A 13,065-nucleotide genomic window follows, 5' to 3' on the forward strand; every position below is an offset into this window, starting at 1 on the left:
ATTATGTCCATCAGCAGCGCACCTCCTAGCACCTCACCGGTAGCCATAACAAACAACAATACAACAAGCTCCCAATCTATCCCAACCGGTACATTTCACGGCATGGTGGTGACGCAACATAACACGCCGACACCTGTACCCACGAGAGAAGCACTACTTAAGACCTACAGTCTGAACGACGAGCAGCTGAAGCGTATAAATACATTCATTGCAAATTATGCCCTGAATGCGTCGAAGGCACCTAAGCTGCAATTTAGCTCAATCTCAGTCGTCAAATCTCCTGGCAGCGCTGATTTCCAGTTGCTTCTGAGCGATAGAACAGGAAAGAATCAGCTACATATTGATCCCAAGAAATTAACTCCAGAGCAACAAGCAGAGCTCAGGAATGAATACCAGAAAATAACGGGAAGAGCCTCCATATCTCAACCATCCGCCATCACCCAAACAGCAGCCATTTCGCATGCTGAGAATAAGTCCCCCCAACTTCAATCGCCATCTATGAAGCAACTAACGGAGGACTTAAATAAGCTCTTTACCTCATTGAAAACCCAAGCAAATTCTCAAAACACTACCTCAACAACTCCCTATACCTCCCTCATGAGTATAGCTGATAAGTACGCTCACTTTGAAGAAGGTGAGATCAATAAAGCCGTGCAAGAGGCGTTGAATAGCGTTTTTGAAAACACTGAGAATAAAAACGTTGATATTGAGAAAAGAAACCAGATGATTGACTGGTGTCTTAAAAACCCATTCGTGGAAAACGGGGTAGAAAATACATTTCAGGAGGCTTTCCAATCAGCTTTAACGGCACAAAGAGAGATAGATCCCAACAAGCAGAGACGCATGGAAACTCTGGAAAAAAGCTTCAAAGAGCTCTTTATTGAGCTTAGAGAAATTGAAATTTCAGATGAGGAAATCGACGATCTTCTCCTCCAGGGTAATGTTGCCCTGCCGTCTGGTGGCGCAGAGAATGGAACCGCGACCACTGCGACTGATGATGAAAATCCACGCCTAGAGGGTCAACAGTTCGTCGCGGAAGAACCGCCAGAGTTAGGCATACTTGGGAATATAATCAAGAATTGCGCTGACCTTAGCGAAGCTGAAATCACTACTGTTCTACAGAAAACGCTAAATGAAGTTTTTGAGGGGGACAGTAATATTGAGAAAAAGCCCCAAGCTATTGCCTGGGCTCTTGAAGATCTAGGCAAGCTATCAATGGCAGATGATCAGCCGAGTGTGAAGAATTTGCAATCAGCTTTGGAACACATTGGCCAGAAGACGACAGAAACCTCTGACCCGACATCGGCTTTGGGAGATCAGGTCGATAAAACTGACGCTAATGAAAAAATCGATGCAGCAAAGAATGAAGAACCGCCTGCGCCAAGTGAAGGCTCAGTAACGGGAAGGATGTGGAGCAACATCGGATCGATGAGCGCTCCAGCGCGCTACGTGGTTGGTTTCTTTGCTGTCTTCGCTACTCTTTTCACAGCTATATTCGATATTCTCTACGGTGGAAGTAAATGGTTAAATAATGGCGGCAACGCACCAGAGAAGAAATAACCTCATATAACTATCATCAACCGAACAAAGCAAAGCAATTACCGATTAATATGATCGGTAATTGCTTTCTCTGCTGTATAGATTTTAACTGAAGTGCCGCAGTCAGGCTTTTGCCAAACTGCACCCGTGTATGCAGGAGCTATTTCCAAGCCTGCAACCTGCAGCAGCTATTCGGCAACCACCTTATATCGCTGACCTGCAACCAGTTTTTCTCCCGGTCGCAAACCGTTCAGCACACGGAAACGCTCTAATGCCATGGACGTAAGCGCCATACGTTCAGCCAGGGTTTCAGACGTATCGCTGTCAGTGGCCGTGACAATCCGAATCCGCAATGGCTTGATCGCCCGTATTTCTGCTGGCGACATCTTCCGCACGCTTTCGAGCGCCATCTGGAAATCGCGTTCAACTTGCGCATCGCGTTGCCGCGTGGCAATTACAAGGCGGAATACTGTTGTATCAAAGCGCACGGCTCCCAGGTAGAAAATCCAGTTGTTCCCGCGTGCTACACCTGTCGCTGCGGGCTGGCCATTAACCGTGGTTAATGCTGTGCTTTCTGTAGATACTCCATCAATCCAACCAGAACTCAAGAACGTATCAAGCGCCTCGGACGGCGCAAGCTCCACCGCATCCAGACGTAGCGCAAGCTCACCTCCGCGTGAAACGCCCAATACAGCCTGATTGGAATTATCGAGTGTAAATCCTTGAGGTGCCGTAAAGGTAATTCCAAGCCGCGGATGACGGAATACGCGCCCCCGCACCTCACCATTCATAGGGTCATCACCCCATGTAATCCCATCAATCGCAGCAAGATAAGCGTTTCTGTCGCGCTCTCCGACGCCTGGCGCAGATACTTCACGGGCCGCGCGCAATGCAAGGGCTATACGTTGAGGCGTACTGGGGTGGGTCGCCAAAAAATTAGCGGCATTTGCGGATTGCCCATTGCCCGACTTGCCAAACCGGACACTGCGATCCAACGCCTCCAGGAATCGAGCGGAACCATAAGGATCATAGCCCGCGCGCGCACTGGTACGGATACCAATCCGATCAGCCTCCAGTTCCTGCTCACGCGAGAAGCCTGCAATAGTACCTTGTGCATTCGCACGAAACGCTTCACCACCGGCCGGATCATTCAACACATGTGCGTTGACACGACTGATGAGATCCGTCCGTTTTTCCAGCTCATCACGCGCCATGGCGTGGCTTGCTGTCACGTGCGCCATCTCATGCGCCATCACACCGCCCAACTCAGACGCATCATTCGCCAAAGCGAGCAGCCCCCGTGTAACGTAGATGTTCCCTGTTGGCAGGGCGAACGCATTAACAAGAGGTGAGTCGAGAATAGTCACCCGATAATTCTGATTGGGGCTATCGGTTGCCGGCACAAGACGCGCCACAAGCTCTTCAAGCATACGTTGGGCAGCTGGTGCGTTATAGCTACCGCCAAATGCGGTTACGAGTCGCACATGCTCTCGCTCGACAGCATTTTTGAGACCAGTAACCCGTGGTGCCTCACGAGGCACCGCTTCACCCGTGGACTTCACATTGGGCGTAACAGCACATGCCCCCAGTATCAGCGTAATCAGGGAAACCGACACACGCGTAACCGCCAGTGGTCTGGCGCCAGCGAGCCATGGAGAAATGCGTTGCAAGGATGAACTCTGCACGTCGATCAGTCCGTGTCCATGATGGAGATATTGCGCGCTCCTGATAACCTGATTAGCGGCGCTATACCAGCCTCCATATTTTTCTGCCCCAAAGCATTCTCCCGCACCAGCAGATTACCGCGAACCAAAACACGCTTATTGATCAAAGTTTGGGCCGAAATGCCTTCCCGCACCATTTTATCCCATTCATCCCGTGCAATCATAACCGAAAAATCCCTGCGCCAGCTATGCCCAAAATTAAGAAAGGTCATAGCCCGTCGCTCGCCAATGGAAATGACCTTACCAGAAACAACGATAAACTGCCCCTCTAGTTGCAGCAGCCGATGACTATCGTTCGTTTCAATGGGCAAAGCGTAAGGCTCGCCCCAAATGCCACGTTTGCCTCTTCGCGCCTCTGCCTCCAATACCTCCAGACGCTTGAGACATGCAGCCGCAGACAGAACGGAAGATGCGCGACGCCCACCGCCGAACGAAAGAGCATCATCTGACCGCATTAACGCAACACCATGTTCAACAAGAGATTCAGCAAGGAGCTCCGTGCGACCGTCACGGATAATAGCAATCTGCCCGCTATAGCGTCCCCAGCGGTCAGTACTTGAGCTGATTAGTGGGAGTGATGCACTGGTTTCATGCACAATATCACGCATGGCTGAAGCTGCCCGCGCCTCATCAAAAAACGCCAGACCGGATAGCCGGATAGTCCGCCCATCGGTGAGCATCAATTCAGCACGCTCGGATATACTTGCAATCGTGACGGGCGTTTTGCCCACTGTGGTGAGATCCACACATGTAGAATCGGCAAGCGCACCGCCTCCAGAAAGGAATGACAGCAGAAACGCTATCACACCGCCACGGACAAGAGCGGATGCATCTGTGAAAAGGCGCTGTAAATGTAAAAAGAACCAATGCATAATCATTAGATGCATGTTAATAGAAACTCCCTGTACCTGTGAAGTGCAGTATGATGCTGATTTTTCATGGCTAATGTCTTTGATGGCATTCTCATATGAAAATCACTGAACAATAGGCTATAAACGCTTGCGCGACCTCGCTGTGGGTCCCGGTAGCTCAGCAGGATAGAGCAACGGTTTCCTAAACCGTAGGTCAGGGGTTCGAATCCCTTCCGGGACACCAACAAATTTTCATATCATTGTTTTTGTTGTATAATTTTAAATAATTGTTCAACTTTCCTGATTCCCTGGATTAGTTTGGGCACTCTCTGCTTCTCGATTCGTTTCGAGGGGGCTTCTCCAGATTTACAATTAGATTGATCTCCACAACTGCACCTGACACGAATTCACGGTCATCTCGGGCGTATTGACGCCTGACACACCCATACCAGTCAACCAGAGCTGATATGCGCCGGTTGGCATCGCCCTTGCCCGCACGCTCACGCGCAGCAACTGCCAATGGATCATCACCAGTTGGGCACTCTCACCTTCACCGGACTGGCCCAGGCAGATATAGACGGCAGAGCACGTTCAGTGCTTGCGCTTATCAACGGTCTCCCGATAACGATTGGCTGTAGTGGAAAGGCTTTCAGCCTGCAAATGCCAGCGCAATAATTCACAAGTCCAGCCAGAACGACTTTCTGACCTTTGACGGTGGCTTTATACCAACACGCCAAACTAGTTATCGTTTAGCGGCACCTTCACCTCTTGATCAACCGCGCCTCAAATCGCGCGAGATCATCCATCAACATCCTGTCAGCCTGCGCTTGTATGTGATCTGCATGCCCGGTTTTACATCCGACCCTGTATGACCATAATCAATAGACACCAGCGGAATCGCGATAAACTTTCAACCGGCATCCCTCTCATTGCTTCAGCTTTCCAATGACGAAGGTCGTGACTTTACGAACCACGGTGACCTCCCAAAAAAATGCCCGCATAAAGGCGGGCAAAAACGTCATCGTCGTTTGAAATACCAGACGGAGCCGCCAATTCGAGGGTTATTTACTAAGGGGCTGTAGTAGATAAGCATTGATGCTAAACTACTGCAATGAAGCTAACACGCTGTAAATTAACAAGGAAACATCAGCATCGCCTGCTTGAGTTTTTTGTGCTGGAAGTGACGGCCCGCTCGGCAGCTGATTTGCTTGGCATTCAGCCCAACACAGCGGCGCTGTTTTACCATAAAATCCGCCAGGTGATTGCGGCTCAGCTGGAGCAGCTGGCGGAAGAAATATTCGGCGGTGAGGTTGAGCTGGATGAGTCTTATTTCGGTGGCGCACGCAAGGGTAAACGGGGCCGAGGGGCTGCCGGAAAAGTCGTGGTGTTTGGCTTGCTAAAACGTGGAGGTAAAGTCTATACAAAGATCATTCATGACACAAAGACAAACACATTAATGCCTATTATTCGCAATAAGATAGCTCCAGATAGCATTGTCTATACGGATAGCTATCACAGCTACAATGCGCTCGATGTGAGCGAGTTTCACCATTTCCGTATCAACCACTCAACCCATTTTTCCGAAGAGAAAACAAACCATATTAATGGGATCGAAAACTTCTGGAACCAGGCGAAAAAGGTGCTCAGAAAATACAACGGAATACCCAAACAAAATTTCCATTTGTTTCTCAAGGAATGCGAATTCCGCTTCAATTTCGGAACACCAAAACAGCAACTCGCAATCCTCAAAAAATGGTGCTATTAGGAGCGATATCTACTACAGCCCCATTTAAATAGAACTGTCACCTTCAGATCAAGATTACCGATCACGGAAAATTCAATCGTATCAGAGCCAGCCTGCTGCTCCCGCACCTTAGCTTTTGCAGCCTTTTTCGCTTCATCTTCAGAAGCATAAGCTTCGGGCAGACTATAAGACGCTGATGCAACTTCATCAGACTCAATCTCAACCTCTTTGCGCTTTTGCTTGCCACGATCAGCAAAACACACATGGCATGAGCCTGCCACCAGATCAGGCCGGTTTATGACGAGAGCCGCCATCGCCTGGCCAGAACCAGAGATTCCCGCGTTTCGTTCCGCAAATACCAGCTTGCCATCCTTGAATGACACCAACGCTCCATATTGCTCGCCAAGACACGTTAGCAGGTGCATGCCAGATTCATCCATCTGTCCCAGCCACTTACAACGAATGCTTGAGACCCCATCGGGACACCAATTTCCATTTATTGAAAACGCCAGTTTAGTTATAAATTGCCCCTATAAAGACCAGTGGATAATTTTCACTCTCTGCTTGACGGATAAAGAGAGCCCGTCTAAGAAACAAATCAACAAGCGATGCATCAGATGCTGCTTGTAGGCTTTGCCTTGGTATTTCATTCAAATAATACCAACATAATTAGGCAATCCTTTGTTGGGGAATAGTTTAACGGTAGAACTGCGGACTCTGACTCCGTCAGTCCTGGTTCGAATCCAGGTTCCCCAGCCAACACTTTTTTCCTAAGCTTTCTGTTCGGCCGATATGCCTTTAAGGCATCCGTAAAGCTGTTTCTGCAACCTACTCCAATCACATAGCAAATGTTTAGCTAGTTAGGCACCCGGTTAGCAGCCAACTTGGCCGCGCTTTTGGATGGCTACATCGCCGCTAGATTCGAGCATCCAAAAATCCCGAGCATGGCTGTTTATGTTTGGAAGAATAGTTGGAGATCTCCTCAGGGCTCTTATGGCAGACCATATTCTGCAATCCCAGAATATGTCTGCTAAAAGAATGACAACACACTCCAATCCTCCACCTGACATAGTCCATGCTATTTTGACTTCTCAGCAGTGAATTAATCGGAAGTTTCCATGCATAACGCGTTAAGATGCAAAGCGTATTCTTGCGCTAAGCACTTATTATAATGGGCAATGCAGCTATCACGGCGAAAAGACCACCTCATCCCAAAATCTCTTGAAATCAGTAGCAAAATTAGACAAACACGACAGAATACTTCAATATCTTATGAGGGCTGTCATTATGGATCGTACACTGATTATCTTGGGCGCTCTATTCGGATTATTGGGCACCGTGGCTTCAGGCTTTGCGGCCCATGCGGCAGGCGCTGAAAACCTCACTATCGCAGCTCATTTTCTGCTTTTTCATGCGCCCGTACTCTTGGCAGTTCCAGCCCTTATTCACACAGGACTAGTGCGGCGTTTGATAGCGCATGTTGGTGGAGGACTGATATTCATTGGTGGCGCCTTATTCAGCGGAGAGCTGGCGCTGCGGGCGCTTGAAGGCCAATCCCTGTTTTTTATGGCCGCGCCAATAGGCGGCATGATACTGATTGCTGGCTGGCTAATTATCGCTATTGCAGCTCTTGCAACCAGCAGGCATGCAATCACCGCACATTAGGCGGATAAAATTCTAAGGCGACATACATGCTTATGTCCTGTAGAAGGGCACAAATTATGAGAATCGTTCTGCAGGATTGGCGCCCGTCATGACCAACCGTTCTTCACCTGAACTACCTGACGTCTTCACCCAGGCTGAGATCCTCGTCCAGGCCCTGCCCCATATGCAACGCTATGATCAGCAGGTCGTAGTGATCAAATATGGCGGCCATGCCATGGGCGATGCTTCTGCCGCAGAAGATTTTGCTGAAGATGTCGTGTTGCTTGAGCAATCCGGCGTGCGTCCCATTGTTGTGCATGGCGGCGGACCGCAGATTGGCGGTATGCTTAAGCGCCTTGGAATTGAATCAGAATTTCAGGCCGGGCTGCGGGTTACCGACAAGGCCACCGTTGAGGTGGTTGAGATGGTACTGGCAGGTGCCATCAATAAACAAATAGTTGGCACCATCGCAGCAGAAGGCGGACATGCCATTGGCCTATGCGGCAAGGATGGCAATATGGTCACAGCACGTAAGGTTACGCGCAGTGTGATCGATCCTGCGACCAACGAAGAAAAGGCCGTTGATCTTGGCTTCGTCGGCGAACCCCAGCGCGTCAACCGTGCTGTGCTTGATGCTGTGCTTGGTGCAGAGCTTATTCCGGTACTCGCCCCGGTTGCCCCCGGCGAAGATGGCGCTACATACAATATCAATGCAGATACCTTTGCAGGCGCAATAGCTGGTGCCATGCGCGCCAAACGCTTGCTATTGCTGACAGATGTGCCAGGTGTACTCGATAAGAACAAGGAACTCCTGCCTGAGCTCACTATAGACGAGTGCCGTCGATTGATTGCCGATGGCACCATCACGGGGGGTATGATCCCCAAGGTCGAGACTTGCATTTACGCACTCGAACAAGGCGTTGAAGGTGTGGTTATTTTGGATGGCAAGGTATCACATTCTGTCTTGCTTGAGCTTTATACCGACCACGGCGCGGGTACGCTGATCACCCGCTAATCAGCGTACAAAGGCTTCTGGAATAATATCCTATATGAATAACGCTTATATATTCCTCGCAATCGCTATCGTTTGCGAGGTCATTGCGACCTCTGCGCTCAAGGCATCAGATGGTTTCACACGCATCCTGCCCTCCATCACGACAGGAGTGGGGTATGCGATTGCATTCTATTGCTTATCATTAACACTCAAGCAGATACCGGTGGGCATCGCATATGCCATATGGAGCGGTGCGGGCATTATACTGATTGCGGCTATCGGTGTTATTGCCTTCAATCAAAAGCTTGATGGCCCTGCCATCCTGGGATTGGGACTGATTATCGCTGGCGTTGCCATCATCAATCTGCTCTCAAAAACCGTGGGGCATTGAAATAACAATCCAAACGGCAAATGTGCGCTAACGCACACCTAATTACTTTTCACACGGAACGACCATTTCCGGGCCACGTTTCAGAATAACTATACCATGGCCAGCAGGTCATGCGGAGGGCAGTGCATTGCAGAATGGCAACCGGATTGGAACTGGTCGCATTGATACTATCGACTTCTGGCGCGGACTTGTGCTCATCATCATTTTTATCAATCACGTTCCGGGTAATATTTTCGAGACCATAACGCCCCGCAATTTCGGCTTTTCGGACTCTGCCGAGGCATTTGTCTTTATCGCTGGTCTGTCTGTTGCGCTGGCGTGGGGTAAGCGCATCGCGCGTCATGACCTGCGCAGCGTTATCAACAAAGCATGGCGCCGCACATTCCTGCTCTACACAATCCACATTTTACTTACTTTTACAGCCATAACCTTATTTGCCATTGCTTTTGTCGTGAGCAGCAAGGAAATTTTCCTTCTAGGGCATGGCCGGGACGTGATTTTTGATGCACCTGTTGCAGCGCTTTTAGGCGTTCTAAGCCTTGGCCATCAGCTAGGTTATTATAATATCTTGCCGCTCTATATCCTGCTGGTGTTTCTGGCGCCTTTCCTGCTTATGTCAGCATGGCGGTGGCCATTAATAACGCTTTCTGTTTCATTCATTGTCTATGCCATTGCGCAGGCACCGCAAGTCAATCTGCCCAGCTGGCCAGTTACGGGGCTTTGGTTCCTCAACCCGTTTGCGTGGCAATTCGTATTCGTGATTGGTATGGTTATCGGGGTGATGATGCGTCGCTCCAACGTGAAATTGCCGACTTCTCCACTTCTGGTTTTTTCAGCCATGGCGTTTATTGGTATCGCCGCTCTGATTGTCACCAATGCCTTCGGCTTCCGCCCCGGCCTGTTTGATACCGTGCGTGCGCTGGGCGGCTTCGACAAGACGGATATGAGCGTGATGCGGCTAACACACTTTATCGCGCTTGCATTTTTGCTCGTCCACTTCCGTATTGGAGAGCGCATACTCGCTGGCCGTTTCGGGCAATTCATGGCATTGATGGGTCGGCATGGTCTTGGTGTGTTTGCCCTGGGATCAGTGCTCAGCAGCATGGGACAGATCGTCTCCACTGTAACAGAAGGCACCCGCCTTTCCGGCACAACGCTTACGGGGCTGATTGTCGTGCCAGCAGGTATCATGTGCCTGTACTGGTTTGCCCGTTTTGTAGAACGCCCTACAGATACAAATCCAGCCGAAGTGCAGACTCATCCGACGACCGCAGCGGCATGATTATGGCCATTTTTCCCCACACAGAGGCCCTTACTTTTGTGCCACAATGAAAAGGCGTGGAAAGGCTAACAACACCTTTCCATCAGCCCGCATATGATAATGTGCGGCCAGCTTCTCGGTATAATCAGCCAGAAATAAAGCCTGTTCAGATGCATCAAGCAGACCAAGATAGGGCAGCAGACCAGTGCCCTTACCCCATTCTGCAATAGCGTTCACATCATCAAGTGGATGTTGGTAAATCGTATGCCAGATATCAACCCGCCGCATATATGGGGTCAGCATATCGTAATATGCCGTAACGCATGCGAGCTTCATGCGCTCAATACCGGCAAGGCGGGCCGACCATGGTCCCGCAGCCGCAACTTCGCGAATTAAGCGGTGCGATGGCTGATCGAGATTATCAGGCATCTGTACCGCGAGAACGCCGCCCCGCGTCAGCAGTTCAACAAGTGATGGCAGTAGCGTTGCATGATCGGGCAACCATTGCAGCACAGCATTGGCATAGAGAAGATCAAAGGGCCCATGATCGCGCCAAGAATCTTCTGAGCTTTGGGAAGCTGCAGCGACATCGCCTTCGAGAAACTGGACATGCGGCAAACGTATACGTGCTTTTTCGAGCATGTCGGGCGCAGTATCTACCCCAATCACTCGCGCCTTCGGAAAGCGTTCCACGAGCAGTTGCGTGGAATTTCCCGGCCCACACCCCAGATCCGCGACCATACGGGGTGCAGTGAGGGGCACCTGGGCCAACAGATCCCGCGCAGGGCGTGTACGTTCATTCTCAAACTTAAGATACTGACGCGCATCCCATTGCGGCATAGTAGCCCCCTCATGCATGAAAGCAAAAAATGGCTAGAGCGCCGCTTATTCAAGCAACCGCAGAAATGGCGCTCTTTAACAATGCATCAAAAGAAGCCAGAGAGCGGCATTCGCTCTCTGATCTGATACAGTAACGCTTTCGAGTGCACTTGGATGCAAAAAAGATGAGAGCGAAACAGCAATAATGCATTTCGCTCTCATATATGGCCGGCTTACCGCCCAAATTTTTTGTACTGAATGCGCTTGGGTATGGTGGAATCGATACCCAGACGGCGCTTTTTGTCTTCCTCATAATCCTGGAAGTTACCCTCGAACCATTCGACATGGCTATCGCCTTCGAAGGCCAGAATGTGGGTTGCAATCCGGTCAAGGAACATACGATCATGGCTGATGATAACAGCGCAACCGGCGAAGTCTTCCAGCGCCTCTTCAAGCGCGCGCAAGGTTTCAACGTCCAGATCGTTGGTTGGTTCGTCGAGCAACAGTACGTTCGCACCCGACTTCAGCATCTTGGCAAGATGGACGCGGTTACGCTCACCACCTGATAGCATGCCGACCTTCTTCTGCTGATCACCACCCTTGAAGTTAAAGGCAGAGCAATAAGCCCGCGAGTTAATTTCGCGCTTGCCCAGATAGATGACATCATTACCGCCAGAGACTTCTTCCCATACGGTCTTTTTATCATCAAGCGCATCGCGCGACTGATCAACATAACCAAGCTGGACCGATTCACCGATGGTGATCGATCCTGCATCCGGTTTTTCCTGTTCGGTGATCATCCGGAACAGCGTGGTTTTACCTGCACCGTTTGGACCAATGACGCCCACGATACCACCCGGAGGCAGTTTGAAGCTCAGATCCTCAATCAGCAGCTGATCGCCAAAACCCTTATTGAGATTCTCGAAATTGATAACGTTGTTACCAAGTCGCTCGGCAATCGGAATGATGATCTGTGCAGTTGTTGGGCCTTTTTCGTTAGCCTTCTGCACGAGCTCTTCATAACGCTGGATACGCGCCTTGCTCTTTGCCTGACGGGCACGGGGAGAAGCCGCCATCCACTCGCTCTCACGCTCAAGCGTGCGCTGATGCGCTTCGTCCTCGCGGCCCTCCTGCGCCAGACGCTTCTGCTTCTGCGTCAACCATGAGGAGTAATTGCCCTCATAAGGAATGCCACGGCCACGATCGAGCTCAAGAATCCAGCTCGTCACGTTGTCGAGGAAGTATCGATCATGGGTAACAATCAGGATTGCGCCGGGATATTGACGCAGATGCCCTTCAAGCCATGCCACTGTTTCAGCATCAAGATGGTTGGTTGGTTCATCGAGCAGCAGCAGATCGGGCTGCCAGAGCAAAAGCTTGCATAACGCCACGCGACGCTTTTCACCGCCCGAGAGGCTCTCAATATTCGCATCATCAGGCGGGCAACGCAGTGCATCCATCGCCTGATCAACGCGACTATCCAGATCCCAAAGATCCTGCGCTTCGATAGCGTCTTGCAACCGCGTCATCTCATCAGCGGTTTCTTCCGAGTAGTTCATGGCGAGTTCGTTGTACTTGTCAAGAATGGCCTTCTTTTCGGCCACGCCCTCCATCACATTCTCGCGCACGGTCTTTGTAGGATCCAGCTGCGGTTCCTGTGGCAGGTAGCCAACGCGCGCGCCTTCTGCCGCCCAGGCTTCACCACTGTAATCCTTGTCAGTACCAGCCATGATGCGCAGCAGCGTCGATTTACCGGCACCGTTGACACCAAGCACACCGATCTTTGCGCCGGGATAAAAGGACAGATGTACATTGTCGAGGACCTTCTTCCCGCCGGGGAAAGTCTTGGACAAGCCATGCATATGATAAACGTACTGGTAGGAGGCCATTGGTCTCTCTGCTGATGAACACGACGGATGCATGTTACAGCACCCATACATGTTGATTTCCAAAAAACATTGCTGAGAAGCAGTTAGCAGGCACAAGCGCATGCTTCAAGCGCAACAGCACGTTTGTGGACCTATATGTATGTTCAGGATGCCCTGAAAAGTAAAAATCGGCTGTGCGAGAAGCGCTATTATCGCACTCTGTGGGTTGA

The 13,065-nt window shown here is 50.4% G+C and carries 11 protein-coding genes and 2 tRNA genes; 8 read left to right on the forward strand and 5 right to left on the reverse strand.

Going from position 1 to position 13,065, the window contains the following annotated elements; translation table 11 throughout:
* Positions 1–3 precede the first annotated feature (3 nt).
* Entirely contained in the window at positions 4–1,560 is a 1,557-nt protein-coding gene (locus VRZ32_RS09225) for a hypothetical protein (protein ID WP_414525447.1), read from the forward strand.
* Positions 1,561–1,727: 167 nt separating this feature from the next.
* On the opposite strand, the gene VRZ32_RS09230 is transcribed toward VRZ32_RS09225, so the two are convergent.
* Positions 1,728–3,209, reverse strand: a complete 1,482-nt coding sequence (locus VRZ32_RS09230; RefSeq protein ID WP_414525448.1) for a M48 family metalloprotease — start codon at positions 3,207–3,209, stop codon at positions 1,728–1,730.
* 20 nt (positions 3,210–3,229) lie between these two features.
* Complete coding sequence (locus VRZ32_RS09235; protein WP_414525449.1) at positions 3,230–4,150, reverse strand: thermonuclease family protein; 921 nt, start codon at positions 4,148–4,150, stop codon at positions 3,230–3,232.
* Positions 4,151–4,281: 131 nt separating this feature from the next.
* On the opposite strand from VRZ32_RS09235, the gene VRZ32_RS09240 reads away from it, so the two are divergent.
* Together VRZ32_RS09240 and VRZ32_RS09245 are read left to right on the forward strand one after the other, a co-directional pair.
* Positions 4,282–4,358, forward strand: a tRNA-Arg gene (locus tag VRZ32_RS09240).
* An 867-nt stretch (positions 4,359–5,225) separates the two neighbouring features.
* Complete coding sequence (locus VRZ32_RS09245; protein ID WP_414525450.1) at positions 5,226–5,879, forward strand: IS1595 family transposase; 654 nt, start codon at positions 5,226–5,228, stop codon at positions 5,877–5,879.
* On the opposite strand, the gene VRZ32_RS09250 is transcribed toward VRZ32_RS09245, so the two are convergent.
* Positions 5,876–6,298, reverse strand: a complete 423-nt coding sequence (locus tag VRZ32_RS09250; RefSeq protein ID WP_414525451.1) for a hypothetical protein — start codon at positions 6,296–6,298, stop codon at positions 5,876–5,878. The genes VRZ32_RS09245 and VRZ32_RS09250 overlap by 4 nt on opposite strands.
* Before the next feature lie 245 nt (positions 6,299–6,543).
* Here VRZ32_RS09250 and VRZ32_RS09255 point away from each other — a divergent pair.
* From VRZ32_RS09255 to VRZ32_RS09275, 5 genes are all read left to right on the forward strand, one after another.
* Positions 6,544–6,617, forward strand: a tRNA-Gln gene (locus tag VRZ32_RS09255).
* Positions 6,618–7,145: 528 nt separating this feature from the next.
* Positions 7,146–7,523: a DUF423 domain-containing protein gene (locus tag VRZ32_RS09260; RefSeq protein WP_414525452.1), complete on the forward strand. Its 378-nt coding sequence runs from the start codon at positions 7,146–7,148 to the stop codon at positions 7,521–7,523.
* An 88-nt stretch (positions 7,524–7,611) separates the two neighbouring features.
* Positions 7,612–8,517: an acetylglutamate kinase gene (gene argB, locus VRZ32_RS09265; protein WP_414525453.1), complete on the forward strand. Its 906-nt coding sequence runs from the start codon at positions 7,612–7,614 to the stop codon at positions 8,515–8,517.
* 34 nt (positions 8,518–8,551) lie between these two features.
* Complete coding sequence (locus VRZ32_RS09270) at positions 8,552–8,887, forward strand: DMT family transporter (RefSeq protein ID WP_414525454.1); 336 nt, start codon at positions 8,552–8,554, stop codon at positions 8,885–8,887.
* A gap of 127 nt (positions 8,888–9,014) precedes the next feature.
* Positions 9,015–10,169, forward strand: coding sequence for an OpgC family protein (locus VRZ32_RS09275; RefSeq protein WP_414525455.1), 1,155 nt, complete (start codon positions 9,015–9,017; stop codon positions 10,167–10,169).
* Positions 10,170–10,199: 30 nt separating this feature from the next.
* Here the strand turns inward: VRZ32_RS09275 and tam are convergent, their stop codons facing one another.
* Both tam and ettA read right to left on the reverse strand, forming a co-directional pair.
* Positions 10,200–10,988, reverse strand: a complete 789-nt coding sequence (gene tam / locus VRZ32_RS09280; protein ID WP_414525456.1) for a trans-aconitate 2-methyltransferase — start codon at positions 10,986–10,988, stop codon at positions 10,200–10,202.
* Between the two features lie 212 nt (positions 10,989–11,200).
* Positions 11,201–12,856 carry an energy-dependent translational throttle protein EttA gene (gene ettA, locus VRZ32_RS09285; RefSeq protein WP_414525457.1) on the reverse strand — a complete coding sequence of 552 codons (1,656 nt, stop codon included), beginning with the start codon at positions 12,854–12,856 and terminating at the stop codon, positions 11,201–11,203.
* Positions 12,857–13,065: the final 209 nt, after the last annotated feature.

This window comes from Pseudochelatococcus sp. G4_1912 (genome assembly GCF_047501465.1).
In the GTDB taxonomy this organism is placed as follows: domain Bacteria; phylum Pseudomonadota; class Alphaproteobacteria; order Rhizobiales; family Beijerinckiaceae; genus Pseudochelatococcus.

Bases quoted from the DNA above. Each gene is read 5' to 3' on its own strand.
- VRZ32_RS09225 (WP_414525447.1), top strand. From the start codon at position 4: ATGTCCATCAGCAGCGCACCTCCTAGCACCTCACCGGTAGCCATAACA.
- VRZ32_RS09235 (WP_414525449.1), bottom strand. From the start codon at position 4,150: ATGCATCTAATGATTATGCATTGGTTCTTTTTACATTTACAGCGCCTT.
- VRZ32_RS09245 (WP_414525450.1), top strand. From the start codon at position 5,226: ATGAAGCTAACACGCTGTAAATTAACAAGGAAACATCAGCATCGCCTG.
- VRZ32_RS09250 (WP_414525451.1), bottom strand. From the start codon at position 6,298: ATGGATGAATCTGGCATGCACCTGCTAACGTGTCTTGGCGAGCAATAT.
- VRZ32_RS09260 (WP_414525452.1), top strand. From the start codon at position 7,146: ATGGATCGTACACTGATTATCTTGGGCGCTCTATTCGGATTATTGGGC.
- argB (WP_414525453.1), top strand. From the start codon at position 7,612: ATGACCAACCGTTCTTCACCTGAACTACCTGACGTCTTCACCCAGGCT.
- VRZ32_RS09270 (WP_414525454.1), top strand. From the start codon at position 8,552: ATGAATAACGCTTATATATTCCTCGCAATCGCTATCGTTTGCGAGGTC.
- tam (WP_414525456.1), bottom strand. From the start codon at position 10,988: ATGCCGCAATGGGATGCGCGTCAGTATCTTAAGTTTGAGAATGAACGT.
- ettA (WP_414525457.1), bottom strand. From the start codon at position 12,856: ATGGCCTCCTACCAGTACGTTTATCATATGCATGGCTTGTCCAAGACT.